The 25,692-nt window shown below is 65.3% G+C and carries 29 protein-coding genes and 2 pseudogenes; 14 read left to right on the top strand and 17 right to left on the bottom strand.

Going from position 1 to position 25,692, the window contains the following annotated elements:
- The first annotated feature begins 94 nt into the window (after positions 1 to 94).
- Positions 95 to 772, top strand: coding sequence for a nitroreductase (locus tag ACETMP_RS04940; RefSeq protein ID WP_375160095.1), 678 nt, complete (start codon positions 95 to 97; stop codon positions 770 to 772).
- 131 nt (positions 773 to 903) lie between these two features.
- Positions 904 to 1,107 (top strand): hypothetical protein, encoded by a 204-nt coding sequence (locus ACETMP_RS04945; RefSeq protein WP_080672188.1) that lies wholly within the window; start codon positions 904 to 906, stop codon positions 1,105 to 1,107.
- A 25-nt stretch (positions 1,108 to 1,132) separates the two neighbouring features.
- Here the strand turns inward: ACETMP_RS04945 and ACETMP_RS04950 are convergent, their stop codons facing one another.
- The 3 genes and pseudogenes from ACETMP_RS04950 to ACETMP_RS04960 all read right to left on the bottom strand — a co-directional run bounded on the left by ACETMP_RS04950 (position 1,133) and on the right by ACETMP_RS04960 (position 3,729).
- Positions 1,133 to 2,248, bottom strand: a complete 1,116-nt coding sequence (locus ACETMP_RS04950) for an HD-GYP domain-containing protein (RefSeq protein WP_375160096.1) — start codon at positions 2,246 to 2,248, stop codon at positions 1,133 to 1,135.
- 47 nt (positions 2,249 to 2,295) lie between these two features.
- A complete protein-coding gene (locus ACETMP_RS04955; RefSeq protein WP_375160097.1) occupies positions 2,296 to 2,622 on the bottom strand; it encodes a PilZ domain-containing protein in 327 nt (108 codons plus the stop codon).
- Positions 2,619 to 3,729, bottom strand: a pseudogene (locus ACETMP_RS04960) (DUF2336 domain-containing protein). The gene ACETMP_RS04955 and the pseudogene ACETMP_RS04960 overlap by 4 nt, the downstream one beginning before the upstream one ends.
- A gap of 298 nt (positions 3,730 to 4,027) precedes the next feature.
- On the opposite strand from ACETMP_RS04960, the gene ACETMP_RS04965 reads away from it, so the two are divergent.
- On the top strand, positions 4,028 to 4,975 hold the full coding sequence (locus ACETMP_RS04965) for a helix-turn-helix domain-containing protein (protein ID WP_375160098.1): 948 nt from the start codon (positions 4,028 to 4,030) through the stop codon (positions 4,973 to 4,975).
- A gap of 50 nt (positions 4,976 to 5,025) precedes the next feature.
- Complete coding sequence (locus ACETMP_RS04970) at positions 5,026 to 5,616, top strand: NADPH-dependent FMN reductase (protein ID WP_375160099.1); 591 nt, start codon at positions 5,026 to 5,028, stop codon at positions 5,614 to 5,616.
- A 70-nt stretch (positions 5,617 to 5,686) separates the two neighbouring features.
- Here ACETMP_RS04970 and ACETMP_RS04975 read toward each other — a convergent pair whose 3' ends face one another.
- Together ACETMP_RS04975 and ACETMP_RS04980 are read right to left on the bottom strand one after the other, a co-directional pair.
- Positions 5,687 to 7,768, bottom strand: a complete 2,082-nt coding sequence (locus ACETMP_RS04975; RefSeq protein ID WP_375160100.1) for a methyl-accepting chemotaxis protein — start codon at positions 7,766 to 7,768, stop codon at positions 5,687 to 5,689.
- A gap of 111 nt (positions 7,769 to 7,879) precedes the next feature.
- Positions 7,880 to 8,317 (bottom strand): DUF1810 domain-containing protein, encoded by a 438-nt coding sequence (locus ACETMP_RS04980; RefSeq protein WP_375160101.1) that lies wholly within the window; start codon positions 8,315 to 8,317, stop codon positions 7,880 to 7,882.
- 201 nt (positions 8,318 to 8,518) lie between these two features.
- On the opposite strand from ACETMP_RS04980, the gene ACETMP_RS04985 reads away from it, so the two are divergent.
- The 3 genes and pseudogenes from ACETMP_RS04985 (at position 8,519) to ACETMP_RS04995 (ending at position 11,020) form a co-directional block, all read left to right on the top strand.
- On the top strand, positions 8,519 to 9,487 hold the full coding sequence (locus tag ACETMP_RS04985) for a DUF2778 domain-containing protein (RefSeq protein ID WP_375161840.1): 969 nt from the start codon (positions 8,519 to 8,521) through the stop codon (positions 9,485 to 9,487).
- 68 nt (positions 9,488 to 9,555) lie between these two features.
- A complete protein-coding gene (locus ACETMP_RS04990; RefSeq protein WP_024338019.1) occupies positions 9,556 to 9,813 on the top strand; it encodes a hypothetical protein in 258 nt (85 codons plus the stop codon).
- A 114-nt stretch (positions 9,814 to 9,927) separates the two neighbouring features.
- A pseudogene (locus tag ACETMP_RS04995) lies at positions 9,928 to 11,020 on the top strand (TRAP transporter substrate-binding protein).
- Between the two features lie 313 nt (positions 11,021 to 11,333).
- Here the strand turns inward: ACETMP_RS04995 and ACETMP_RS05000 are convergent.
- The 6 genes from ACETMP_RS05000 to ACETMP_RS05025 form a co-directional block, all read right to left on the bottom strand.
- Positions 11,334 to 12,116 (bottom strand): ABC transporter ATP-binding protein, encoded by a 783-nt coding sequence (locus ACETMP_RS05000; protein WP_375160102.1) that lies wholly within the window; start codon positions 12,114 to 12,116, stop codon positions 11,334 to 11,336.
- Positions 12,104 to 13,159 (bottom strand): dihydrodipicolinate synthase family protein, encoded by a 1,056-nt coding sequence (locus ACETMP_RS05005; protein ID WP_375160103.1) that lies wholly within the window; start codon positions 13,157 to 13,159, stop codon positions 12,104 to 12,106. The genes ACETMP_RS05000 and ACETMP_RS05005 overlap by 13 nt, the downstream gene beginning before the upstream one ends.
- A 6-nt stretch (positions 13,160 to 13,165) precedes the next feature.
- Positions 13,166 to 13,987, bottom strand: coding sequence for a GNAT family N-acetyltransferase (locus tag ACETMP_RS05010; RefSeq protein ID WP_375160104.1), 822 nt, complete (start codon positions 13,985 to 13,987; stop codon positions 13,166 to 13,168).
- On the bottom strand, positions 13,974 to 15,011 hold the full coding sequence (locus tag ACETMP_RS05015) for an NAD-dependent epimerase/dehydratase family protein (RefSeq protein WP_375160105.1): 1,038 nt from the start codon (positions 15,009 to 15,011) through the stop codon (positions 13,974 to 13,976). Before ACETMP_RS05015 ends, ACETMP_RS05010 begins: the two co-directional genes overlap by 14 nt.
- A gap of 27 nt (positions 15,012 to 15,038) precedes the next feature.
- Positions 15,039 to 15,809 carry an ABC transporter permease gene (locus ACETMP_RS05020; RefSeq protein ID WP_028136737.1) on the bottom strand — a complete coding sequence of 257 codons (771 nt, stop codon included), beginning with the start codon at positions 15,807 to 15,809 and terminating at the stop codon, positions 15,039 to 15,041.
- An 83-nt stretch (positions 15,810 to 15,892) separates the two neighbouring features.
- Positions 15,893 to 16,540 carry a TetR/AcrR family transcriptional regulator gene (locus tag ACETMP_RS05025; RefSeq protein ID WP_028136736.1) on the bottom strand — a complete coding sequence of 216 codons (648 nt, stop codon included), beginning with the start codon at positions 16,538 to 16,540 and terminating at the stop codon, positions 15,893 to 15,895.
- A 100-nt stretch (positions 16,541 to 16,640) separates the two neighbouring features.
- Between ACETMP_RS05025 and ACETMP_RS05030 the strand changes: the two genes are divergently transcribed.
- From ACETMP_RS05030 to ACETMP_RS05050, 5 genes are all read left to right on the top strand, one after another.
- Positions 16,641 to 17,645 (top strand): ABC transporter substrate-binding protein, encoded by a 1,005-nt coding sequence (locus ACETMP_RS05030; RefSeq protein WP_375160106.1) that lies wholly within the window; start codon positions 16,641 to 16,643, stop codon positions 17,643 to 17,645.
- Positions 17,646 to 18,058: 413 nt separating this feature from the next.
- Positions 18,059 to 18,757: a septum site-determining protein MinC gene (gene minC, locus ACETMP_RS05035; RefSeq protein WP_375160107.1), complete on the top strand. Its 699-nt coding sequence runs from the start codon at positions 18,059 to 18,061 to the stop codon at positions 18,755 to 18,757.
- Between the two features lie 19 nt (positions 18,758 to 18,776).
- Positions 18,777 to 19,592, top strand: a complete 816-nt coding sequence (gene minD, locus ACETMP_RS05040) for a septum site-determining protein MinD (RefSeq protein WP_375160108.1) — start codon at positions 18,777 to 18,779, stop codon at positions 19,590 to 19,592.
- On the top strand, positions 19,589 to 19,870 hold the full coding sequence (gene minE, locus ACETMP_RS05045; protein WP_375160109.1) for a cell division topological specificity factor MinE: 282 nt from the start codon (positions 19,589 to 19,591) through the stop codon (positions 19,868 to 19,870). Before minD ends, minE begins: the two co-directional genes overlap by 4 nt.
- A 207-nt stretch (positions 19,871 to 20,077) precedes the next feature.
- Positions 20,078 to 20,263 carry a hypothetical protein gene (locus ACETMP_RS05050; RefSeq protein ID WP_375160110.1) on the top strand — a complete coding sequence of 62 codons (186 nt, stop codon included), beginning with the start codon at positions 20,078 to 20,080 and terminating at the stop codon, positions 20,261 to 20,263.
- Between the two features lie 20 nt (positions 20,264 to 20,283).
- On the opposite strand, the gene ACETMP_RS05055 is transcribed toward ACETMP_RS05050, so the two are convergent.
- Complete coding sequence (locus tag ACETMP_RS05055; RefSeq protein WP_375160111.1) at positions 20,284 to 20,529, bottom strand: hypothetical protein; 246 nt, start codon at positions 20,527 to 20,529, stop codon at positions 20,284 to 20,286.
- A 117-nt stretch (positions 20,530 to 20,646) separates the two neighbouring features.
- Positions 20,647 to 21,036 (bottom strand): hypothetical protein, encoded by a 390-nt coding sequence (locus tag ACETMP_RS05060; RefSeq protein WP_375160112.1) that lies wholly within the window; start codon positions 21,034 to 21,036, stop codon positions 20,647 to 20,649.
- A 128-nt stretch (positions 21,037 to 21,164) separates the two neighbouring features.
- On the opposite strand from ACETMP_RS05060, the gene ACETMP_RS05065 reads away from it, so the two are divergent.
- The gene (locus ACETMP_RS05065; RefSeq protein WP_375160113.1) at positions 21,165 to 21,950 is read left to right on the top strand and encodes an SDR family NAD(P)-dependent oxidoreductase; all 786 of its coding nucleotides are present in this window, start codon (positions 21,165 to 21,167) and stop codon (positions 21,948 to 21,950) included.
- Here the strand turns inward: ACETMP_RS05065 and ACETMP_RS05070 are convergent, their stop codons facing one another.
- Entirely contained in the window at positions 21,951 to 22,181 is a 231-nt protein-coding gene (locus ACETMP_RS05070) for a DUF6894 family protein (RefSeq protein WP_028136727.1), read from the bottom strand.
- Between the two features lie 364 nt (positions 22,182 to 22,545).
- Positions 22,546 to 23,589 (bottom strand): hypothetical protein, encoded by a 1,044-nt coding sequence (locus tag ACETMP_RS05075; protein WP_375161841.1) that lies wholly within the window; start codon positions 23,587 to 23,589, stop codon positions 22,546 to 22,548.
- A gap of 361 nt (positions 23,590 to 23,950) precedes the next feature.
- Between ACETMP_RS05075 and ACETMP_RS05080 the strand changes: the two genes are divergently transcribed.
- A complete protein-coding gene (locus ACETMP_RS05080) occupies positions 23,951 to 24,559 on the top strand; it encodes a L,D-transpeptidase (RefSeq protein ID WP_375160114.1) in 609 nt (202 codons plus the stop codon).
- A 26-nt stretch (positions 24,560 to 24,585) separates the two neighbouring features.
- Here ACETMP_RS05080 and ACETMP_RS05085 read toward each other — a convergent pair whose 3' ends face one another.
- Together ACETMP_RS05085 and ACETMP_RS05090 are read right to left on the bottom strand one after the other, a co-directional pair.
- On the bottom strand, positions 24,586 to 25,017 hold the full coding sequence (locus tag ACETMP_RS05085) for a hypothetical protein (RefSeq protein WP_375160115.1): 432 nt from the start codon (positions 25,015 to 25,017) through the stop codon (positions 24,586 to 24,588).
- Positions 25,018 to 25,132: 115 nt separating this feature from the next.
- Positions 25,133 to 25,597, bottom strand: a complete 465-nt coding sequence (locus ACETMP_RS05090) for a MarR family winged helix-turn-helix transcriptional regulator (protein ID WP_375160116.1) — start codon at positions 25,595 to 25,597, stop codon at positions 25,133 to 25,135.
- Between the last annotated feature and the right edge of the window lie 95 nt (positions 25,598 to 25,692).

Consider the following 25,692-nt stretch of genomic DNA (forward strand, 5'->3'; position numbering starts at 1 on the left):
CTTGCTTGCGGGTCAGCATAGATTTTGCGCGCCGCATCGGCAACCGGCCTCGTGTCGTCGCGCCGGCGGATGAAGAGGCAGGGAGGTTCTGAAGGTGGAATTCGAAACGCTGGTCCAGTCGCGCCGCAGCGTGCGTGGCTTCAAGAAGGAGCCGGTACCGCGCGCGGTGATCGAGGCGATCATCGAGAGCGCCAAGCGCGCGCCGTCGTCGATGAACACTCAACCCTGGCATGTCCATGTGCTCACAGGCGGCCCGCTCGAAGAGGTGCGCCGCCGCAACATGGAGGAGATGGTCGGCGGCGCCAAGGTCAAGCGCGACATCGTCAGCCACGGCGAGTATCAGGGCGTGCACCGCACGCGCCAGGTCGACATTGCCAAGAAACTGTTCGGCGCGATGGGGATCGCGCGCGACGACAAGCCGATGCGGCAGGACTGGGTGCTGCGCGGCTTCCGCCAGTTCGACGCGCCGGTCTCGCTGGTCCTGACCTACGACCGCGTGCTCGATCCCGGCGCGGTCTGCCATTTCGATCTCGGCGCGCTCTGCTACGGCATCGTGCTCGCGGCGTGGGACCGCGGCCTCGGCTCGGTGATCAACGGGCAGGGCATCATGCGCTCGGACATCGTGCGCGAGGTCGCGAAGATTCCGGAGGACGAGGTCATCATGACATGCGTCGCGATGGGCTATCCGGACGACGGCTTTGCCGCAAACGCGGTGCGCTCGGACCGCGAACACAATCAGGAGTTTGTACGCTACGTGGGTTTTGCCGACTAGCGTGTCCGAGAGGAGATTATTCTCTCGCGAAATTTTTGGTGCGGAGCCCCAAGCGGCCTCTTGCAATCTCGAAGGTGCGGGAGGAACAATATGTCCGGTGAGAGGTTTGTTGCTGGCGCGAGGGAATTGACATGCGGCGGCTGGCTAGCCTGGTTCGGCGTTTCTTCGGCCCGCGATTGCGGCGCCCGATCGATGAAGATCCAAGTCTTCCTTTCACACCCGAAGAGTTCGGTCGGCTGATTCGCAGCGGCCGGCACGAGGACATGAAGCTGCTGGCCGATGGCCTGGCCTGCCGATCCATCCCGCGCCGCGCCAGCTATCGCGCCACGCATTAGGAGCGTGCGAGACGGGTCGGTCGCCTCACCGCGTCAGCGCGACCTCCCTGAAGGAGCGGACCAGAGCTTTTTCCAGCTTGCCATTCATCCCGCACAAGATGTTGTAGGCCTCCGCGCGCGGCAGGGTCGGCTTGTAATGCCGGTGCTCGATCAGCGCCGCGAAGATGTCCGAGATCGTCAGAATCCGCACGATGTCGCCAATGCTTTCGGCGCAGAGTGCATCGGGATAGCCGCTGCCGTCGAGATACTCATGATGATGGCGAACGGCATCGAGAATTTCCGGTGAAATCTTGTCGTGCCCCTTCAGAAACGCGTAGCCCGCGGCCGGGTGGGTCTCGATCAGAGCCCGTTCCTCCGCAGCGAGGCGGCCCGGCTTGTCGAGAATGGCGAGCGGTATCTGTGCCTTGCCGATGTCGTGGAACATGGCTGCCGAATAGAGGCGCTCCAGATCGGCTCGACCGACACCAAGGCTCAGGCCGAAGTCGATGGCGAAGCCGGTCACGAGCAGGCAGTGCTGGTAGGTTCCTTCGTGGTGTCGCCTTACCGTCGCGAGCCATTCCGAAAGACCTCGCTCGGCAATGCGGTTGGCGATCTGGCGGCCGGCCTCCTTGGTGCCATCGACGTCGAGCGGCTGACCAAGGGTGACCGCCGTAAACATCGAAGCGATCGCGGTTGCCGCGGCTTCGACCGCAGTATCGGACTGTGCCGTCTCGCCCGATGCGAGAGACGGGTCCGCCGGGTCGGCCAGGGCCGCCAGCAGCCTGGATCGGTTGATTGTGCCGGGCAGGACGAGCGTCGCCCCGAGCGCGTAGGCCTGCGAGATACCGACGTGAGAGCTGTGCTCGAGGAGAAATATCCGCTTCGGCGCCTTGGCGAGATTGCGGGCCCGTTTCTTGATGGCCGCGATATTATCGATATCGCGCAGGTCCGCGCGGATGACGATGGCGGAGGGTACCCGGGTCAGCTTGGCTTCGGCATCCAGCCGTTCGCCCGCGACGGCGAAGCGCTCCTCGAGCATCGAGCAGACGCCGGCCAGCTTGTCGGATCTGTCGGCCAGCACGTGCACGAACGAGCGGGCCGGTTCCTTGTCGCCGATGCCGGCCGGGTTCGCGTGGCGGAGCATGGTTCGCGCGTTCTGCACGGCTTGACTCGCGATGTCCTGGATTGTGGGATGAATTGTCGGCTAGATTATCCTGGGGTGGTCTGTGTCTTTGCTTGCGGTGCGCTCGCCGGCTTCTTCTTGCCGTCCGCCGTGACGAAGTGAACGCCGGCCGTGGTGCCGTCGATCCAGACCAATTCGCAGCGCCGATAGGCGAGTCCGGTGGACGACAGCACCAGGAAGAATTCCTTGGCCTGGAGCACGTCCAGCGTGCCCTCGACCTCGACCTTCGCGCCCGTTTGCGACACGTCGAGCAGAACGCAACTGCGCCGCCATGTGCCGTCGGAGCCCATCAGGTTGACGGGTTGGCGGTGGTCCATCTTCACGCGAGATGCCTTTCGACCATCGAACTTCATCGGCTGACCCCCACTTTCGCGCCGCGATGTCCGCGACAGCTCTCCTTGGCGTTTGCGGCAATCTCTCCCCAGCGCACCGTCCATTGGCTGGTCGACAGAAGCAGTGACTCAAAAAGGTGTTGCGCGCGCTCGCGCTCGGCAAAGGAAAGCCTGGTCCCTCTGCGGTTGCTCAGGATGGCAACCGTGGTCTGCCAGTTCAGCCGCGAAGCCCGACAGGCCATGACCAGGCCTTCGCAATCGTCGTCGGTCATGACGTGCTCGACGATCTCGATGGGAGTCCCCGAAAGCACCGACAACGCCGTGAACAAATTGGCGGTCTCGCCGCGGATCGCGAAGCGGTTCACCGTGGAATCGTTCAGTTTGCCGATGCGGTTGAGCGCGACGATCTCCGGCCGCGCGCTTGCATAGGCGGCCGCGCTGGGCAGCTTCTGTGCGGTCGGCGCCCCTGCTTGAGGAGGCGAGACGGAGGGAGTTTTCGGCGCCGCGCGAACGTTGGGGGGCGGCGATGCCGAGAGCAACTTCCGCAGCACCGGGTCGGGCGTGGACGGTCTGGAGTGCCAGGGCCCTCGTGAGTTCGTCATCGCTCGCGCATCTCTCGACAAGCGCAACGTAGGCGGCCTCGGAGAACCCTGCTCCTGCATTGCCAATCAGCGCAAGGTGAACGGTGCGGCCGCCGTGCCTGATGAGCGTCTCGGTCAATGGCGGCTCGATGAATGCGCGGGTGGCGATCGCGAGTTGCTGCCGTTCGCTGCTTGAAATTGCGATTGTTTCGAGATCGGGCGCGGACAGGGCCTGCGATTTGACCAGAACGGGGCAAGCCACGCCGGGGTCGTCGTGGGAAGCGAGACGCCGCAAGGTCTCCGGCGGAGCCACCTTGAGCTCGGCAAGGGCCGCGCCGAGCTGGATCAATGCCGTGGCCTCGACCCGCTCCACCAGCCGCAGCAGGACGCCGTCGACCACATTGGCCAGCAATTCCTGCGACCGGTCACGGCTGCCGGTGAGCAGCTGCAAAATGCCCTGGAGAATACGGTCGCAACGGTTCAGCGGACACGTTGCGACCGCGTTTTCCAACTCAGCCAGAATATCAGCAGGCGAATTTGCCATCATGGCAGGGGCCTGAATTGAAATGACTTTGACGATGCAATGGGTCTCATTGCATCCTAAGGGCGTTAATGTGAATTTTAGGGATCGAGTATTCAGGTAGTGCTCAGCGCCGAATTCCCGAAAATCGCTATCGAAATTCGGCGAGATCTGGCGTCACGGCTTGTCCTTGCAATCGTACCTTCGCCAACTGCCCAAGACACGTTAAGATTGATTCTCTTGGTCAGACGCAAAATCGAAGAGGAAGGGGACCCGGCACCGCCGCCGGACGCGCGCCAATTGCGGCGCAGCGTTTCGCACCGCCATGAACAGCATTGATGACGTGCCCGGGTTGGCACCCAGGATATTTCGCTTTTCAGACGTCGATGAATTTCGGTATGCCATCCGCGGCCTGGACTTAGAATTCACGCCTTTCGTGCGGAGCATTTCGGCCGAGCAGATCATTCTGTCGTTGCCCGGCTGCGACGTGAATCTGACGACCGCGTTTCCGCGCGTGGTCGACGCGCAGCTTGTCGAGAATTGCACGGCGGTCGGGTTCAACATGGACGACCTTGACGTGCCCATTCGCTTCAATGGTTCGCAGCGTGCGCGTCCGGCGATTGTCATCGGCAGCGGGGGCGCGGCCTACACCATCGTCGAAGAAGTGCAGCGCCAGATCGCCTCGGTGATTTTTAGGCCGGAAGTGACGGACCGCGGCTGGCCAAGAGCTTCCCGGAGCTTCAAGATCTTCGAAACGAGCGCGGCCGGCCTGGACAGGTTGCGCCATGTTGTGCGCGAGGTCATGGCCGCGGCTTCAGAGCCCGTCGAGGCGGCGGATCTCCGCCTCACGGCGAGAGCGATGAAGGAATCTCTGCTCGCAGCCGTCGATCACGCGCTGATGGATGTCGTTTCGGTGCGCTGGACCCTGCGCCCCAATGACGAGCGAAACTTCAGGATATTCCGGGAGATCAGTGCGCTTTTGTCCGATGATCTCTCGCAGCCGATCTACAGCGAGGAGATTGCGCGCAAGCTCGGGCTGTCCGTCCGCACCTTGCACGACGTCGTCCGCCGCTATCGCGGCATGAGCCTGCACCGTTACTTGCGGCTGCGCCGGTTGTGGCTGGTGCGCCGGCGGCTGCTCGCGGGCGCCGACAGCGTCAAGGCCGTGGCGCTCGCCCTCGGCTTCTGGCATCTCAGCGACTTCTCCCGAAGTTACCGCGACCAGTTCGGTGAGACACCGTCGCAAACGCTGGAGCGCGGGCGCGGGCGTTAGTCTGATAAATGGCGTGGAGCCGGCCGCCGGTTTCGTGCTACCGTCGCGTCATGAGCCATCGCATTCTCGTCCTCTACGGTTCCTACCGTGCCGATCGCATGGGCATCCGCCTTGCGAATTTCGTCATCAATGGTCTGCGCAGCCGCGGCGAGGACGTCGAGTTGATCGACGCCAAGGCGATCGGCCTGCCGATGCTCGACCGCATGTACAAGGAATATCCCAAGGGCGCGGCTCCCGAGGCGCTGGAGAAGCTGGCCGGACAGATCCGCGGCGCCGACGGTTTCGTCTTCGTCACCGGCGAATACAATTGGGGCATCCAGCCCGGCCTGAAGAATCTCACTGACCATTTCCTCGAAGAGTGGTTCTGGCGCCCGGCCGCGATCGTGAGCTATTCGGCCGGCCGGCTGTCCGGCGCGCGCGCCGCAACCGCCTGGCACGGTACGCTGTCGGAGATGGGCATGGTGGTGGTGTCGAGCACCATCGGCGTCGGCCCGATCGCGCAGACATTGTCGGCTGAGGGTGAGCCGATCGGCGAGGGCGGCAAGGCGCTGGAGCGCTCGTTCCCGCGCTTCGCCGATGATCTGACGTGGTGGATTGAGGCGGCGAAAGCGCAGCGGGCGCGCAAGCCGCCGCCTTATTGACGTCGTTCGCCGCGAGGGCGGTGCCGTAGCCCGGATGGTGCGCGGCGCGAGCCGGGCTACCAATCTGCTCCTACGCCGCCCTGACCTCGCCGAGGAAGCGGTCGAACTGTCCGGCGAGATCACGCGATTGGGTCGAGAGCTGCTCGGCGGCGACCAGCACTTCCCGCGCCGCGGCGCCGGTGTCGTCGGCGGCACGCTGCACGCCGGAGATGTTGGTGTTGACCTCCTGGGTGCCGCGGGCGGCTTCCTGGACGCTGCGGGCGATCTCCTTGGTGGCCGAGCCCTGTTCCTCGATCGCCGCGGCAATCGCGGTGCCGATCTGGTCGATCTCGCCGATGACGTCGGCGACGTTGCGGATCGCGGCTACGGTCTCGTCGCTCGCGGTCTGGATCGCCGCGATCTGCTCGGAGATTTCGGTCGTCGCCTTGGCGGTCTGGCCCGCCAGCGATTTCACTTCGGAGGCAACCACGGCAAAGCCGCGGCCGGCATCACCGGCGCGGGCGGCCTCGATGGTGGCGTTCAGCGCCAGCAGGTTGGTCTGCTCGGCGATGCTCTGGATCAGCGTGACGACGTCGCCGATCTTCTGTGCGCCCTCGGCCAGCGTGCGTGCGGTGTCGCCGGTGCGGCGGGCGTTGTCGACGGCGCGGGCCGCGATCTCGGTGCTTTGTGCGACCTGGCGGCCGATCTCGGAGATCGAGGAGGTCAGCTCCTCGGTGGCGCTGGCGACCGTCTGCACGTTGGTCGAGGTCTGCTCGGAGGCGGCGGCGACGACCGCGGCCTGGCTGTTGGTCTGGGCCGCCGTCGAGGTCATCGACTGGGCGGTGCTTTCCATGGTCGAGGACGCCTGCGACAGGCCGCCGACGAGTTCGCTGACCTTGGCCTCGAAGGCGCGGGTGAGCTCATCAAGCGCCTGGGCGCGGCGCATCTTGCCGTCGTTCTCGGCCTGCTTCTCGGCCGCGAGCCGGTCGGCCCGGATCATGTTGTCCTTGAAGACCTGAACGGCCGCAGCCATCGCCCCGATCTCGTCGGAGCGCTCGGCGCCGGGAATGCTGTCCGTAACCTCGCCCTCGGCAAGCCGCGACATCCGCGTCGTCAGGTTCACGATCGGAGCGCAGACGCGGCGGCGGACCATCACGATCAGGCCGATGCTCGCGATCAGCACAGCTGCAAGGCCCGCAAGCGCGATGGTGAAGCTGGTGCGGGCGGCGGAGGAGGCGCTGGCGAGGATCTGCTCGGCATTGTCATAGAACGCGTCGCGGACCTCGATGATGGTGCCGAGGCCGCGCTGTGTGGCGGCGTAATAGGTCTCCATGTCGTGTTCGTACTTGCCGCTGACCGCACCGTCCTTGACCAGCTTGAGCTCGCGGCCGAACTCCTCGACGTAACTCGCGTTGAATTTCTCGAGCGCGGCGGCGACGTTCGCCGGCGTTGTTGGATTGCCGCGCAATTCCTGCAGCGACATCACGATCTGATCGTTGCGGCCCTGCGAGCGGGCAATGTCGGCCTTCTCGGCGTCGGTCGCCGGTTTCTTGCCGCCGACGAGATTCTTGTGCAGGCTGGAGTTGAAGCCGCCGACGTCGCGCAACGTCATTGCGATGTTGGCGTAGCTGGCCTGGCGGTAGGCGTCGCCGTTGAGGATCGCCATGCGGCGGACCTGCTCGTTGAGCAGCGCGGTCACGCCGCTGTTGAGCACGGCGTTGTCGGCGACGATCTTCTTGGCCGCGTCCTTGCGCGCCTCGACTGGGCCTGCCAGCGCCTTGTCGATGGCCTCGCGCAGCACGGTGAATTTCGCATTGATGCCGTCGATGTTGCTGCCGATGGCAGCGCCGTCGTCGAACGAGCCGGGCAGCTCCTGGCGTAGCGCGTTCATCTTGTCGCGGGCGCCGTTGGTCTGCTTGCGCAGCTTGTCCTGCTCGGTGAGCAGCGCCGGGTCGATGCTGGCCGGCCCATAAAGGATATTGGTGGAAAAGCCGCGCTCGGGATTGAGGTAGCGCGGGATGTCGCTGACGGCGCGGACGATCGCCAGCCGGCCTTGCGCCTCGGTGATGCGCTCCATCGTCTGGTACTTGGTCACGGCGACGTAGACGGCGAGGCCGCCGCCTACGGTCGAGAGCGAAACGATAGCGGTGGTCAGGAGCGTACCGATTTTCATGATCTGTCCGGCAAATAGCGGAGAATTATTTTGCCCGGACGATAGGCAGGTGATGTTAATCCCGGGTTTACGCTCTCTGCCGCTACCCGCCAGGGGCGTGGATCACAGGCTCTAGGCCTGTCGGTCCAGCTTCGACAGGATCTCCAGCGTCGCGGCATCGCGCTCGCCTGCGAAATAGCGGGCGAGCGCCGCGCCGAAAATGGGCTCGTCGGACACCGCGCCGAACAGCGTCATCGACGAGCGAAATTTGGCGTCGTCCGGCGCGCCGAGGATCGCGTTGATGCTCCGTCCCTGGACGGCGAGCACGAGCCCGGTGCATTCGATCAGGCGCGCCCCGAGCACGGGATGGGCGAGATAGGCCTTCGCCTCGGCGCGGGAGCCGATGGCGTAGCGCTGCGACATGGCGCTGGAGCCGAGACCGGTAATTTGCGGGAAGACGAACCACATCCAGTGAGTCTGCTTCCGGCCCCGGGCCAGCTCGGCCTCGACGGCGCGAAAAACCGGGTCCTGGGCCCTGACGAAGCGCTCGAGATCGAAAGGATCGGTCATTGGATACCCCGGGGATGCCTTGTCGGGCCCTTGCCGGCCGCGATTATGCCTAACTTTTGGCTCCCAATGTGGTAGCTGATATAGAGTCTCCGGGTGGGGGTTGGGCCCCCCGGGGATCGATTTGGGGATCTGATGGTTTCCGACCGCGCACGCGCCGAGAGGCTGTTGCCGCGCCGCCGTATGGGGCGGGCCGAGCGCGTTTTGCTGTCTCTGGCTGCCGTCGCGCTGGCGCTGGGGGCCGCCGCCTGGGTCGCGGACATCGGGGCTTCGGCCTTGAGTGATTCCAGCACGCTGGTCTCCGCCGCCCTGCCGCCGGCCAATACCCCTTCCTTTGAGGACCGCTTCGCCTCGGCGTCCGGCAATCCGCCGGCCCGGGAGCTCGGCCTGAGAACGCTGGAGCGTTCCGCCCTGAATTCTGTCCAGCTCAAGCTCCGCGACGCCAAGGCGATGCTGGCGCAGAAGCTCCAGGGCGGTGATTGGCGTTCGACCCTGACCGACGACGACCGTTACCTGACCGAGGAGGCCAGGTCCTCGCAGCGTGCCGACGCCATCCCGATGCCGCGCTCGCGCCCGGTTCAGGCGGACCTGTCGGCTCAGATCGCCTCCAGCCAGGCCTATGCCGACACCACCAATCCCAGGGTCGATAACCGCAACTTCTTCGAGAAATTCACCGACAAGATCCGGCTGGCGTCGCTGACGCCCGGCGACGGCCTGTTCGGCAAGGCACCGGATCTCGCCGCCCTCGGCTACGATTCGCGGACCGCAGTCTATGACATCAAGGCCAAGGCGGTTTACCTGCCGAGCGGCGTCGTGCTGGAAGCCCATTCCGGCATGGGCGCGCTGATGGACGATCCCGATCATGTCGATCAGCGTATGGTCGGCGCGACCCCGCCGGCGATCTACGATCTGAAGCCGCGCGAGAAGCTGTTCCACGGCATCCGCGCGCTGCGCTTGACGCCGACCGAGGGCACCAGCGCGCTCGGCCGCGTCGGCCTTCTCACCCACAGCTACCTGCTCGGGCCGCGTGGCGATTCCAATGGCTGTGTCTCGATCAAGGACTATGATCGTTTCCTCAAAGCCTACGACAACGGCGAGTTCAACCGTCTGGTCGTGGTGCCGAGCCTGAGCGGGGCGACGACCGCCTCGCGGCGCGCGAGCACCGATTCCTGATATTCTTGCCTGCCAGGGCAGGGCTGCCGTTTCCCCTTCGTTAAGCCGTCATCGTCCAGAAGCAGCCCATGAGCGATCCATCAAGTTCCGAGACCCCGCTGCGTACGACGTTCAAGATCAAGCTGAACGGCGACACGCTGGCGATCGCGACTGTCGGCCAGGCCTATCAATTCCTCACCAACTTCAAGTCGGTCGAGTGGATGGAATTCCGCTCCCTGCACGAGGACGCCGTCGCGGCCCTGGAAGGCGCTGCCGGTAATGCGATGCTGGCGGTGCAGGCAACCAACGCCGTGCGCGCGCTGTTCGTCAGCGCGAAGCTGCTCTGAAGGCCTGCGGGCCTTGTCCGCACAGCTTGAACTCCGCTGCAGGAACGGGCAAACGATCCGCGAAGTTTGTTGCCGCAAGCCGTATGTTGAAACCTACTTTGAGGAGAGCCCATCATGAAACGCCGTACATTTCTTAAGGGCGGCGCGGTTGCCGGCGCGACGACGCTGGTTGCTGCACCTGCGATCGCGCAGAGCACGCCCGAGACCAAATGGCGCCTGACCTCGAGCTTCCCGAAGTCGCTCGATACCATCTACGGCACGGCGCAGACCTTCGCGAAATACGTAGCGGAGGCCACCGACAACAAATTCCAGATCCAGACCTTTGGCGCCGGCGAGATCGTTCCGGGCCTGCAGGCGCTCGATGCCGTCAGCACCGGCTCCGTAGAGATGGCGCAGACCCCGCTCTATTTCTACATCGGCAAGGAGCCCGCTCTGGCCTATGCCACCGGCGCGCCCTTCGGTATGAACCATCGCCATCAGGAATCGTGGTGGCACTTCGGCGGCGGCGCCGACCTCACCAACGAGGCGCTCAAGCCGTTCAAGGCCCATGCGATCCTCTGCGGCAATTCCGGCACCCAGATGGGCGGCTGGTTCCGCAAGGAGATCAAGACCGTCGACGACCTCAAGGGTCTCAAGTTCCGCATCGCCGGCATGGGCGGCCATGTGTTGGCAAAGCTCGGGGTCGTCCCGCAGCAGATCGCGGGCGGCGACATCTATCCGGCGCTGGAGAAGGGCACGATCGACGCGGTCGAGTTCGTCGGTCCCTATGACGACGAGAAGCTCGGCTTCTACAAGGTTGCCAAATACTATTACTTCCCCGGCTGGTGGGAAGGCGGCGCCATGCTGCACATGATCGTCAACGACGAGAAGTGGAATTCGCTGCCCAAGCAATACCAGGCGATCGTCAATCAGGCGGGCTCGGCGGCCGGGGCGTGGATGGTCGAGAAATACGACAGCGTGAACCCGGGCGCGCTGGAAGCGGCTGATCGCGAGCGGCACCGAGCTGAAGGCGTTCCCGCAGCCGGTGCTTGAGGCCTGCTACAACGCGACCCAGGACCATCTGAACGAGCTCGCCGCCAAGAGCGACCTGTTCAAGCGCACCAAGGAGAGCCACGACGCGTATATGAAGGAGCTGCTGTTCTACACGCAGATCGCGGAGAACTTCTACGACAACTACCTGCTCAGCAAGATGCGCAACAAGAGCTGATGTGAAGGGAGTGCGGTGCCGCGATTGCGCCGCGCTCTGGTAGGGTGGGCAAAGGCGCACTTGCGCCGTGCCCACCATCACGTGCTTCACTTGCATTGGTGGGCACGCTTCGCTTTGCCCACCCTACGGCACTGCGGCACTGAGAAGCGGGCGAGGCCGTTAGGCCGTCACCGTCATTCCGGGGCGCGCCTCTTGGCGCGAACCCGGAATCCATTTCACCGCGTGTTCTGCGGCCCGATGGATTCTCAGATGCGCAACTGCGCATCGTAGTTCGCGACGTCGTCTCGCCCCGGAATGACCGCGGAGCGGCGAATTACGCTGTCGCCAATCCCAGCTTCGCGTAGATCCGCCGGGCATAGGCGCCGAACGCATCGGTGGTCTTCAGCGGGAGGTCGCGCGGGAAGGGCAGGTCGATTGGAAAATAATCGGCCATCTTCGCAGGTCCAGCCGTCAGCACGGCGCAGTGCGAAGACAGGAACACGGCCTCCTGGATCGAATGCGTGACGAAGATGATGGTCTTGCCGCTCTCGCGCCAGATCCGCAGCATCTCCAGGTTCATCTGCTCGCGCGTCAGCGCATCCAGCGCGCCGAACGGCTCGTCCATCAGGATCAGCTTGGGATCGTGAATGAAGGCGCGCGCGATGGCGGTACGCTGCTGCATGCCGCCGGACAGCTGCTGCGGATATTTGTGCTCGTAGCCGGCGAGCCCCACGAGGTTGAGTAGGTCGCGCGCCCGCTCGCGCGCCGCCTTCATCGGCAGCCCGACGATCTCGGCCGGCAACAGCACGTTGTCCAGGATCGTCCGCCACTTCAGCAGGAGCGCCTGCTGGAATACCATGCCGATGTCACGGGTCGGATCGAACGGGCTGTCGGCATTGCCGATCCGCACAGTGCCGCCGTCGGCGCCGTGCAGGCCGGCCAGAATCTTCATCACCGTGGTCTTGCCGCAGCCGGAGGGGCCGACCAGCGAGACGAGCTCGCCTTCCTGCACGTCCATGGTGACGTCGGACACCGCCAGGAATTCGGCGCCGCCGCTGCGATAGACCTTGCGGACGCCCTGCAGGCTGATGAAGGGATCTGGGCTCATGCCAGCCATTTGTTCAGGTTCGCGGCGACGAAAGCATCGTCGCCGAGGTCGGCGTGCTCGCGCGTGACGCGGTCGATCTCCTCCTTCTGGCCGGGGCTGAGGCCCTCGTTCGGATCGAGGCACCACAGGCCCTGCATCAGGCCCTGGCGGCGCAGGACCTCGTGGCAGCCGGCGATGCAGCCGTGAAAATTGTTGGCGACATCGAAGAAGGCACTGTTGCAGTCGGTGACCCGGGCATCGAGTGCGAGCAGGTCGGCGGGCACGCTGTCCTTGTGCCGCGCCGCCTTGCAGCGTTCGAACTGCTTGATCGCGCTCGCGGTCCACACCGACCAGTGGCCGAGCAGGCCGCCCTTGAAATAGGTGCGCGTGGTGACGCCCTTGTCGCGGAGATCGAACGGCAGCATCAGGTCAAGCAGGATGTGATCGTCGTTGCCGGTGTAGAGCGCGACGCGGTCGAGCGCGCCGGCGGCTGCAACGCCGCGCAGCACGTCGAGCGTCCGGTAGCGGTTGAACGGCGCGATCTTGATCGCGATGACGTTGTCGATCGAGGCGAAGCGCTGCCAGAACCGGCTCGACAGGACGACGCCGCCCACGGCCGGCTGGAGATAGAAGCCGACCAGCGGGATTTCGGCTGCAACCGCCGTGCAATGCGCGATGATCTCGTCCTCGGAGGCGCTCTTCATCGCGGCGAGGCTGAGCAGGCCGGCGTGATAGCCGATGTCGCGCGCGGTGCGTGCTTCGGTGACCGCCTGCGTTGTCGGACCGGCGAGGCCCGCAACCATCGCCAGCGGACGCTTGGTCCAGTTCGCCGCGGTCTCGGCGGCGAGCTCGAGCACGGGGCGGTAGAGGCCGACATCGCGGATCGCGAACTGCGTGGTGTGCACGCCGACGGCGAGGCCGCCTGAGCCTGCGTCGATGTAATAGCGCGTCAGCGCCCGCTGGTGCTTTTTGTCGAGCTGACGGTCGGCGGTGAGCGCGAGGGGATGCGCCGGCAGCACAGTGCCCTCATTGATCAGCCTGCGGACGTCGCTGTTGATCTGGCTGTGGTGCATGATGTCCTATCCGAATTCGGGGCCGGCGACGGCGAATGGGGCTTCCTTACCCGTGACGGTGGCGGGGCCGAACCGCATGCGCTGGAACGGGCGCTCGACGGTCCAGCCGGAGGCGGTCAGGCCTTCCAGGAACGCGGCTTGCGAGGCGACGGCGTCAAGCAGGAGCGGGCTGGTTTCAGACCGCACGATCGAATCAACCAAAGCCAGGGCTGCCGCGGCATTGTCGGCCAACAGTGGACCGATATGGCGGGCGGTGCGGCCGTCGCGCAGCAGCGCGATGGCGCCGTCCGTGCCGACGATGCGCGAGCCGGGACGCTGGGCGAAGGCGGAGAGGAGCGCGGTCCGGTCAAAGCCGCTCGCGCGCCGATCCCGCATCGCAAGCGCATCGAGCGTCGCTAACGACAATGGAGGCGCTTCCGCTCGGGCAGGCCTCGCCAGCTTCAGCCGGCGCAATTGCAGCGATGGCGTGAACCCAAGCGGGCCGTAGACGGCAGCGCCGTCGGGCGTAGCGTCGAGCCAGCTCGTCAGGCCGTTCTTGCGTGCGGTGTCCAGGCACGCATCGACGAGGCGTGTTGCTAGGCCGCGGCGCCGATGCGTTGCCGACACCAAGACCATGCTGATCCAGGCGTTGTTGCCGGAATAGGGCAGCAGGGCGGCGGTTGCGACCAGCCGCGCGCCGTCACGAATGCCGAACACGATGCCGTCGCGCAGGAAGATGCGCCAGTCCTCTTCGGTCTGATTCCAGTGCGCCTCCGTCGAGAGCGCCAGCCCCGCGATCGCGTCCTGCACGCCGAGCTTGAGGACCGGCAGAGCCTCAGTAGCGCCCATCGCGCACCTCGTATTTGGTGGGCTTGCCGAGGCTCGGCATGGCGCGCGCGACCCAATCGGCGGTCCAGGCGATCAGCTGCTCGGTATCAACCACCGGCAGGCCGAACAGCTCGATCGCCCTTGACGTATCGGTCAGCCAGGCCGTCGGCTCTTCCTTGCCCGTCAGCACCGGCGCGCGGCCGAACCTTGCGCCGAACTTCTCGGCGAGATCGCGCACCGCCAGGATCTCGTGGCCGCTGACATTGATCGGTGAGGTCGGCGCCGTGCAATGAGCGAGGCAGCGCAGCGCCTGCGCGGACGCATCGCCCTGCCAGATGAAGTTGACATGACCCAGGCTGACGTCGATCGGCGCGCCGTTGAGCACCTTCGTCGCGATGTCGTGCAGCACGCCGTAGCGCATGTCGATCGCGTAATTGAGACGGAACAGCCGCCCCGGCGTTCCAAGCTTGCGCGAGAAATATTCGAACATGCGCTCGCGGCCGACGCAGGACTGCGCGTATTCGCCGGGTGGATTCGGCGCCATGTCCTCGGTCGAGCCCTTGCCGTCAACGGGGACGAAGGGATAGATGCAACCGGTCGAGAACGCCACGATGCGCGAGGACGGGAAGGCCTGTGCCACCAAGGCGGGCACATGCGCATTCATCGCCCAGGTCAGTGACAGATCCCCCTCGGCGCCGAACTTGCGGCCGGCCATGAAGACGATGTTCGGCGCCTTCGGCAGCGCCGCAATCGCCGTCTCGTCCATCAGGTCGCAATTGATCGTCTCGACCCCGCGCGCATGCAGCCAGTCCTTCACGCCCGCGTCGCTGAAGCGGGCGACACCGATGATCCGGCGATCCGGCGCAGCGGCCTTGGCAAGCCCGGCGAGCGTCGGGCCCATCTTGCCGGCAACGCCGAGGATCATGATGTCGCCCTCGACCTTGGCGAGGTCGTCGATCAGCGCCTGCGTCGGCCGGCACAAGAGGTCGTCGAGGGCTGCGACATCGGGGATGGTCTTCGGCAGCGTCTGGCGGGTGAGCAGCATGGATTGGGTCCTTAAGGTCTGCCGTTATCAGGTCTGTCTGGCGTCGCCGACCACGAACATGCGTTCGAGGGCGAGGACGAGGCCGTAGAGCGCGACACCGAGCAGCGTCAGCAGCACGACCGCCATCACCATCGCGGGCGTGTCGAGCGAGGACTGCACCTGGATCATGAGGTAGCCGAGCCCGCGTTCGGAGGCGATGAATTCGCCGACGATGGCGCCGGCCACCGCCAGGATGGCGCCGACCTTCATGCCGGAGAAGATGTAAGGCAGCGAGCCCGGCAGCTGGATCTTGCGGAACAGGATCCAGCGCGAGCCGCGCAGCGATTTGACGAGATCGAGCAGATCCGGCTCGACCTCGCGCAGGCCGCGCGCGGTGGTGAGCAGGATCGGGAAGAAGCAGATGCTGAAGGCAATCAGGATGTTCGGCACGATGCCGTAGGAGAACCAGACGATGAAGAGCGGGCCGAGCGCGACCTTCGGGATCATGTTCAGCGTCACGAACAGCGGCAGCAGCACCAGGCTCAGCAGCGGCGCCCAGCTGAAGATCACGGCGAGCGCGACGCCGACGAAGGCGCCGAGCGCGAAGCCGCCGAGGATCTCGACCGCCGTCACCAGCGTGTTGGCGCCCCAGGCATAGCCCGCGGTGCCCAGCGTCTGGATCGTCGCCAGCGGGGAGGGCAGGATGAATTTAGGGACCTGGAAGGCGTCGACCGCGACCTGCCAGAGCACGAGCACGGCGAGATGCACGATCAGGATGATCGCGAAGCTGCGCGGGATGCGGGCCCTGTCTCCTGCCACCGATGGCTCCCTGTTGCCGCGGCAACGCGGCCGCAGGTCGCGAGCCTAGCCGCGTTCTGGGAAAGTTTCAACCAGTTGGTTGATTATGGCCGGAGCGACTGCAGCACCAGGTCGGCGACGTGGCGGCGGCGGGCGCGGCGCTGGGCGCGGCTCGACAGGTCCTTGCCGAAGATCGCCGACAGCGTCGGCGTGTTGGAGAAGAAGAAATAGGACAGGCCGGCAATGGAGATATAGAGCTGGACCGGATCGATCCCCTTGCGGAACACGCCCGCGCGCACCCCTTCGTTGAGGATGTGCGAAACGCTCTTCACAAGCGGGGAATGCATCGCTTCCAGCCGCGTCGAGCCGCGGACGTGGCGGGCGCCGCCGCGGTTCTCGTCGTTCAAGAGCACGATGAAATCGGGGTTTGCGGCCAGATGGTCGAACGAGGCCTCGATCAGCTTGCGGATCGCCTTCTCCGGCGGCAGGCCTTCGAGGTTGAGCTTGCGCTCCTGCTCGCGAATGTCCTCATAGACCCATTCCAGCACGGCGAGGTAGAGCGCGTCCTTGTCGCCGAAATAATGGTAGACGAGCTGCTTGTTGACGCCTGCGCGCATCGCGATCTCGTCGACGCGTGCGCCTGCAAAGCCGTGCCGGGCGAATTCCAGGCGCGCCGCGGTGAGCAGCTTGTTGCGGGTGGCGACAGGATCGCGGCGCTGCGGCACGGTGTCGCCAGATCGTTTTGCGGGCATTTCCAACCAAACAGTTGACAAGTGGAGGGCGGGCTTGTTGCATTGGTATCTGCACAAGGGGAGAGCGACAAGCCGGGTCGCTGGCATGAGGAGAGATGCGATGAAGCGTTTGCAGGCGGCTGTTGTGGCCCTGATGCTCGGTTTGCCGGCGGTGCCGGCGAGCGCGGGCGAGGCGGTGAACCTGATCCTCAACTGGACGCCGACGGCCGATCACTCGCCGTATTATTACGCCAAGGCGCAGGGCTGGTACGAGAAGGCGGGGATCGATCTCACGATCGAGACCGGTAAGGGCTCCGGCGTCTCCGCCGCCAAGGTCGGCTCCGGCGGCTCGCCGTTCGGCGTCGCCGATCTCGCCACCATGCTGGTGGCCAAGAGCAAGGGCGCCGACACCGTCGCGGTGATGAGCGTCTACGCCAACACCGGGCAGACCTTCTACTGGCTGAAGAGCTATGGCGTGAACGGAGTAAAGGATTTCGCCGGCCACAAGATCGGCAATCCGCCCGGCGATGCCTCGCGCGTGATGTGGCCTGCCTTCGCCAAGGCCGCAGGGCTTGCGCCGGACTCCGTCGGCTTCGTCAATGTCGGGCCGACCGCGAAGATCGCGGCGCTGAAGAGCCATACCGTCGATATCATCAGCGACTTCTACAACGAGCACGATCTGAAGGTGATCGAGTTCGGTCCCGATCTCGGCTACGTCAATTGGAAGGACATCGGACTCAATCCCTACGGCAATTCGCTGATCGTCAATGGCGCGTACCTGCAGAAGAATCCGAAGGTCGTGGAAGACTTCGTGCGCGTTACGCAGAAGGCCTTTGCGGCCTGCGTTGCCGATGTCACGCCGTGCCTGAAGGCGCTGCTCGACCAGGTCTCCGGGCTCGACAAGGCGAACCAGGAGCGCCAGTGGGAGCGCATCAAGTTCCTGATGACGGACGAGTTCACGACGACAAAGGGTCTCGGCTGGATCGACGGCGAGCGGATGAAGAAGGATTACGAACTGGTCCAGACCTATCTCGGCATGGAGAAGCCGTTCGATGTCACGACCGCCTTCACCACCAAGATGCTGGACCCGAGCATCAAGATGGACGCGAGCAAGGTGAAGAAGTAGGGGGCTCTCTGCTCGTCATTGCGAGCCAACGGGTCCGCGCGAAGCGCGGCCCGATGACAAGCTCCGCGAAGCAATCCAGAATCTTTCCGCGGAGACAGTCTGGATTGCTTCGCCCCAAGGGCGCCTCGCAAGGATGTGGAGAGGGTGTGTGCCTCGCTCTTACCCGTGCCCCGGACGCAGCGCAGCGTCCTTGACGGTCCGCTGCAGGGCCGGGGCCCATTTTACCGAGTGCATGATCCGGGAGGTCTGGGTCCCGGCACTGCGTAGCAGCGTTGCACGCTGCAGCGCGTCCGGGACACGAGACCGGCGCTCTCTACCCCATCTCCCCACGTAATCCCACGGAGAATTAACCGGCCGTTAACCATATCCGCCGCATCGTTAACCATTCAATAACAGGGAACGAGTCGGCCGCCATGGAGGCTGCAGTCAAACCTCAACGCCAAATGGTGCGCCTGCGCGGGCGCTCCTACGTGGCCTTCGTGTTTACGCCGACGGTTCCGGTGCAGGACTGGCTGCACGAGATCGACGCCACCATTGCGCGCTCGCCGGGCTTCTTTGCTGGCCGGCCCGTGGTGATCGATTTGTCCTCGGTCGATCTCAGCCAGTCCGGCATCGGCCATCTGCTCACCAGCCTGCAGGACCGCAATATCCGCGTGCTCGGCATCGAGGGCGTGGAGGAGGCGAAGCTCACGCCCCTAATGCCGCCGCTGCTGTCGGGCGGGCGCAGCTGCGTGGTCGAGCCGACCGCGCCGAAGAAGCCCGAGGCGAAGTCCGAGACCAAGTCATGCTCGCTGCTGCTCGAAAACCCGGTGCGCTCGGGGCAGACCGTGATCTTCCCGGACGGCGACGTCACGATCCTGGGCTCGGTCGGCTCCGGCGCGGAGGTCGTCGCCGGTGGCTCGATCCACGTCTATGGCGCCCTGCGCGGCCGCGCCATGGCGGGCGTCAACGGGCACACCAGCGCGCGCATCTATTGCCAGAAGATCGAGGCCGAACTGCTTGCGATCGATGGGTTTTACCAGACTGCCGACGATATCGACGCCGCGCTTCGCGGTCGGCCGGCCCAGGCCTTCCTGCAGGGCAACATTATGCGAATTACCGCGCTGAACTGACCAGAAGGAGATTTCGGAAATGGCCAAGGTACTGGTCGTGACATCAGGCAAGGGCGGGGTCGGCAAGACCACGACCACCGCCGCGCTGGGGGCCGCGCTGGCGCAGCGCGGCGACAAGGTTGTCGTCGTCGACTTCGACGTCGGCCTGCGCAACCTCGACCTCGTGATGGGCGCCGAACGCCGCGTCGTGTTCGACCTCATCAACGTGGTGCAGGGCGTGGCGAAGCTGCCGCAGGCCCTGATCCGCGACAAGCGGCTGGAGAACCTCTGGCTGCTGCCGGCTTCCCAGACCCGCGACAAGGACGCGCTGACGGAAGAGGGCGTCGGCAAGGTCATCGACGAGCTGCGCGCCCGCTTCGACTGGGTGATCTGCGACAGCCCGGCCGGCATCGAGCGCGGCGCCTCCATGGCCATGCGCTTTGCCGACGAGGCGGTGATCGTCACCAATCCGGAAGTGTCCTCGGTGCGCGATTCCGACCGCATCATCGGCATGCTCGATTCCAAGACCGTGCGGGCCGAGAAGGGCGAGCGGGTCGAGAAGCACATCCTCATCACCCGCTACGATCCCTCCCGCGCCGCGCGCGGCGAGATGCTGACGATCGACGACATCCTCGAGATCCTGGCAACGCCCTTGCTCGGCATCATCCCCGAGAGCCAGGACGTGCTGCGTGCCTCCAATGTCGGCACGCCGGTCACGCTGTCGAATGCCGACGGCGCACCGGCGCGGGCCTATATCGACGCGGCGCGCCGGCTCTGCGGCGACACCGTGCCGATGCAGGTGCCGACCGAGCGCAAGGGCTTCATGGATCGCCTGCTGCGACGGAGGGCGGCATGAGCATGGGTCTGCTTCGGCTTCTCCGCGGCAACAAGGCCTCTGCACCGGTCGCGCGCGAACGGCTGCAGATCCTGCTTGCCCATGAACGCGGAATGCGTGGCCAGCCCGATTTGCTCGGCGTGCTGCGTGAGGAAATCCTTGCCGTCGTCTCCAGGCACGTGACGCTGGATCCGACCAAGGTCATCGTCCGGCTCGAACGCGGCGACGACGTCTCGACCCTGGAGGTCGATATCGAGGTGCCCAACGATTTCGAGCGCAAGAAAGCCGCGGTCGCGTAGGGATCGCGGCTGAGACAAGCCATTTTGGGGTGGGTGAGAAGGCGGTCCGCTGGGCATAGCGGGCCGCCTTTGTCGTTCGCGTCACTCCGGCTCGCGGCCAGCCAATGTGATCGATGGCAGGCGGAACGGGACCTGCGGCGAAATCGTTACCGAAAACCGCGGGGAGGCCAGGCAGGCCGTCGCGGTTTCGCCAGACGGAGAGCGCCGATGATGTCCGAGGTCCAGGTCCATACCGTTGCGCGGCAGATGCTCGAGCGGCACGGTTTTGCTGCGATCGCGAAGGCGGCCGAGCAGGCCCAGGCCTGCGAGAGCCGCGGCGAGGGCGACGAGGCCAGGGAATGGCGCCACATCGCCGACGCCATGAAGCTCATGCGTGGGCCGCACCAGAGCTGAACGTGCCGTAGCAAGCTGCGTCAACGACCGTCGCGCTCGGTTCCGTGCGACGAGGATCGGCGGGTTTGCGACTGGTTGCGGTCTCCTGCCTCCTTGCAGGGCAGCGGCTCCCAGGTCCCGTCAGGCGCCTGCTGATACGCGCTACAACCGGAAGAGGGCGAATTGCCCTCGGCTTTCTGGCTGTCTGAATTCTTCGCCAGCACAGGGCCGGTCAGAACCGTGGCGGCCGCGAGCGTGCCGGCGAAAACGAAATGGATCATCCGCATGAGAGGTTCCTGTTCGAATTCCCTGTTCGAATTCGAAGAGGCCTCGCATGCTTTCCAGAATTGTGACAATTGTTGGCCGGCGGAAAGTTTCCCGGCCGCGTGCTTAACACGTCCTTGTCAACCGCCCTTGGCGCGGATCAGGCCGGCGAGGTTGGTCTTCTGCACCTCGCACCAGCTCGGCATGCCGAGGCGGCGCTGGTTGAGGTCTGTCGCCTGGGTCGCCACCGCGACCTCGGCCATCAGATCGTCATCCTGTTTCTCGCCCATCTTGCCACCGGTGTGCATCCAGGCGATCGCCTTGCGCACCTTCTCGGTGGTGCCCTCGGGCAGGTGCATCTGTTCGGCCCTCTGCACGAGGTCCTGGTAGAGGACGTCCGTGCCCGGGCATTGAACCTTGGCGGCGAAGGCCTGCAGCATCAGGGTCACATAGGTCGAGCGTGTGTGGTCCTCGGCCCGAGCGGGAGCTGCACTCAGCAACAGGGCAGCGATCAGCAAACCGTAGCGCATCCTGGTCTTTCCTCCGATTTTTGGGGAGGCTAGCGTCCGGCGCGCGGCTCCGCAATGGTGCCGGGACAGATTTGTCGCAACCCGCTGGAGTGCGCTATCGTGGCTGGACCCTCGCCCTGGAGGACGACATGAGCCTTTTCAGCACGCCGTTCGATCCCACCCGTGACGCCGCGCTCGTGACTGGCGCGGGCAACGGCATCGGCCGCGCCATCGCGCAGGCTCTGGTCGGCGAGGGCGTGCGGACCGTGTTCGCCGACGTCGATGCCGGGCGGGTGAGTGCCGCGATCGGCGCCAGCCCGCGGCCTGAGCTCGCCGTGCCCTGGGTCGGCGATCTCGCCGAGCCGGCCGCATGCGAGGCGTTGCTCGAAGCGGCGAAGGCGGCATTGGGCGAGATCACGCATTTCGTCCACAGCGCGTCGCCGCCGCGGCGCGAGGCCGACCATGCGCTCGCGGTCGATCGCAGGACCTGGCAGCAGATGCATGCCGTCAATCTCGATGCCGGCTTTCACCTGGGGCGCGAGCTCGCCAAGCGCCTGATCGCGGCGAAACGGCCGGGCTCGTTCCTGTTTCTCACCTCGCTGCATGCCGGCACGCCGCGCAACCTGCCGCATTACTCCACGGCGAAGGCAGGGTTGGCGATGCTGGTGAAGGAATTGGCCAGGACGTTCGGCCGCTACGGCATCCGCGTCAACGCGTTGGTGCCTGGTGCGATCGCGGCCGGCGGGTTCGTTGCGGATCCCGCGCTGGCGCGGCACATTCCGCTCGGACGTCTCGGCGAGGCCGACGACCTCGCACCGATGGCGCTCACGGTGCTGTCGAACAAGCTGTCCGGTTACGTCACCGGCGCGGCCTTCGTCGTCGACGGCGGCTTGGCGCTGACCAACTGGTTCGAACCGCCGGCGCTCGACGCCTAGTCAGCGGCGCCAGGCCGGCACCGGATCGAGCGGCGTGCGATAGAGCTCGTTGTGATCGCGATCGGTGACGCGCACCGCGCAACCCTTCTGCTGCAGCTCCGGCTTCACCTGCGACAGCTCGCATGCGAGTTGATCGGCGCGATCGGAGGCGACCTCGATGTCCTCGAGAATGATTCCGCCCTGGTTCCTGAACTCTTCACCAACCACAAGATCGAAGGAGTAGTAAGGCATCCGAATTCCCCGATGTGACGACCCGACTTTGGAAAGCAAGTCTTCAGTGGAAACCTCGACACGTCCCGGATGGTACCACTGAGTCGATATCTATCGAATGAACGGGCCGCGCAATCTCTGTGCTTATGGCGCAGAAATGATGTGCAGCCTGCGGGGCCGTTAAGAGTTTATTAAATACGTAACGCAATCATAAGGCATGGAATTGCAGCAGAACCGGGCTCCGGGAACCGGCAGCTGCAAGAGAAGGCCGCCGGCATAGATCCCGACGGCCTTTTCTCTTGAGCGTGAAATATCGTCTCCGTAGTTGCCCGGACTCAACCCATCACATCGACTCGGACAGCGTGTGCGACGCTGCCGCGCGCGTCTAGCGCAACGGCATCGGCGGACGCACGACCGGGCCGTCGTCATCGGCAACGGCTTGCGTTGTGGTGACAGGTGGCGGCGGGACCGCTGCAGCTTGCGACGGCGGCGGCGGTGCGAGCGGCTGGGGCGAATGAGCCGGCATGTAAGTTTGCGACACGACCGGTTTCGGTTTGCGAACCGGCGGCGGCGCCGGAGGTTTCGGCGGCAGCCCGGCTGCGCGTGCGCGCGGGTCGACCGGCTTGGCCTCGGCCACCGGTTTCGGCGCAGGCGGCTTCGCGATCTCGCGTGCCATCTGCTCCTGTCCGGCTTTCAGTTCGGCGATGTTGGCCTTGAGCTGCTCGATCTGCTGCGCCATCGCGGCGAGGTCGCGCGTCATCGATTGCACCGACTGCGCTGAATCGGAAGCTGTTGCCGCAGGCGCGACCGCTGCAACCTGCTCCGCAGGCGGCGCGGCCGATTGATCAATGGCTTGATCGGTCGCCGTTTGCGCTGCGGACGGCGCAGCTTGCTGCGCAGGCGCCGCGGCCTGCGCGGGGGCGAGCGGCGCGGTTTGTGATGCCGAGGGCAACAGCGACGTCAGCGACGCCAGAGCAGGCGTCCATTCGGCGAGCATCTGTTTGGCCGTATCGCCGTGCCTCTCCCAGGCGATGGTGGCGGCCGCGCCTCCTCCCGCAAACAGAAAGGTGACGAACGCACCGCGCAGCCACTTGCGCATTGCCGATCGCTTCGGCCGGACATGATCGTCGCTCGCTGCGACGCGTACGGCCGTGTCGACCGAGGGCGGCGGCGCCGCCGGCGGCTCCGAGACCGGAGCGAATCGAGGCTCCAGGGAGCGCTTGGGCTCAAGAGCGATTTTGGGCGGCGGCGCGAATTTCGGCTCCGGACGGGTCGTGACGTCAGGCGCCAACGCGGGTGCAACGCTGATGGGGCGCGAGGCCAGCACGATGTCGGGCGAAATCTGAATCGCGTCGTGCGGATCGTTGTCCTTGACCGTGTCCTTCACGATCTCATCGACGATTTGCTTGGGGTTCAGCGTCGCGAGCATCGCAGCTCCTTTGAAGCCCAGGCGTTGAGGCCCGGTGTTACGTCCTGGTCGCTCGCATTGGCGCGAGCCGATCTGTCGAGGGGACCCACCTAAATCCGATGAGCCCGGCGCATGACGCACGAGTCCAGCCGGGTTTGACCAAAGCAAGGCGAGGGGATGGAGATGATGCGACGCTCTTCCGCCGTTTGTGGTGATGGAACCGGATTTGTCGAACACGTGCACGTGTTCCCCACTGCCTTGTTTTCAGCACGATTTTGGCAACATCTGGCGGCGCTGGGGGTGCTATCCGCTAGAGGGGCCGGCGGTGCCAAGATCTTTAATCGCTTTATTCGCTATTGCCTTGCTGCCGCTGGGCGGCTGCATGCAGACCACGCTTTCACCTTCGAGCGATGCGAGCATGACGCCGCGCGACCGGCAGCTGCTCGCGCATACGCCTTACGCGAAGGCGAATGTGCCCGAGCAATATCTCCGTCACATCGTCGATTATCACCGCAAGGAGCAGCCCGGTACCATCCTCGTCGATACCGACGCCCGCTACCTCTATTTCGTGCTGCCTGACGGCAAGGCGATCCGTTACGGCGTTGCAGTGGGCGAGGAAGCCATGGCGTTCTCCGGCGTCGCGCGGGTCGGCCGCCTGGCGGAATGGCCGGACTGGGTTCCGACGGCTGATATCCAGGCGCGGCTCGGACCGTATCCGGCACGGGTTCCCGGCGGTCCCGCCAATCCGCTGGGCGCGCGGGGCATCTATCTCTATGTCGGCAACAAGGACACGCTCTATCGCATCCACGGCACCAACCAGCCCGAATATATCGGCCAGGCGATCTCGTCCGGCTGCATCCGGATGCGCAACGAGGACGTGATCGACCTGTACGACCGGGTAAAGCTCAATTCGATGGTCGTGGTGCTGCCGCCCGGACAGAGCGCGCGGGCCGAGACGGGCGGTGGCTGGCAGAGCTTACGCGCGCTCTGACGTCACATGCTTGCGCTGATCGCGCGTTAGTTTTCAGGCCGCGCGATTCGCCATTGCAGCGTCGTGGCGTTGCCGTTGGCGTCGCCGGGCGCCTTGTCGGCGGGCGAGGTGTAGAGCGGACGATAGCGGTACGCCCACATCCTGCTGCCGTCGCTGCGGCTGATCACGGTGAAGTCGCCGACCGCCTTGGCGTCGGCCGTTGCGGGCAGCGGCACCCAGCTCTCGGTGCACTTGCCGTTGCAGTTCGACGTCTTTCCGGTGGTGTCGCGCTCGTAGGTATAGAGCGTCATGCCATTGAGATCGACGAGCTTGGCACCTTGCTTGGTCAGGATGACCTTGGCCGGAGCCACCGGCGTCTCGACCTTCGGCGGGGGAGGGTCACCGCCGCCATGGCCGCCCGCCACCGCATGACTGACCGTGAGCGTCATGGCTGCGGCCATAACGAGGAACCTGAACATTCAGAACTCCGTCCCGCAAAGTTAATCGCGCGTTAAGCGCCCAATGCGGCCGACGTTAGCAGCCGAAAGTTAGTTCCTGGTTTCGTGCGCCGCGACAATTGCGGCACGTGCGGCATCAGACCTGCGCCTCGCGCAGCGGTGCGCGGCTCAGATCGTTGCCGGCGGCAATCGCCTTGCGCAGCAGTCGCATCAACTCCTCGGCCTCTTTCGTGCTGAGGCCGCGCAGCATGATGCGTTGGGCCGATTCGACCGCCGGCGTGATCTTGCGCAGCGTGCGCCGGCCTTCGTCGGTGATGACGAGTTCACGGGCGCGGCGGTCGCGGCTGGAGGCGCGCCGCTCGGCGAGGCCCTTCTGCACGAGGCGGTCGATCACGCCGGTAATGGTGGTGCGGTCGTAGGCGATGAGGCCCGCAAGCGTCACCTGGTCCAGCCCCGGATTGGCCTTGATGGTCGCAAGCGCGGCGTATTGCACCGGCGTCAGGTCGAAGCCGGCATCCTCGACCTCGGCCAGGAACACCGCGACGGCGATCTGCTGGAACCGGCGCGCCAGATGCCCGGGCATGTCGTTGTTGTCTTTCACCGAATTCTTCTCCTGCGACGGGATAGCGCGGCGCGTTGACAAGTATACTGATGGTCAGCATACTGAGCAATATCCAAACAGAGCGTTGCCGGGAG

The sequence above is a fragment of the Bradyrhizobium dasycarpum genome (assembly GCF_042019905.1).
GTDB lineage: Bacteria > Pseudomonadota > Alphaproteobacteria > Rhizobiales > Xanthobacteraceae > Bradyrhizobium > Bradyrhizobium japonicum_B.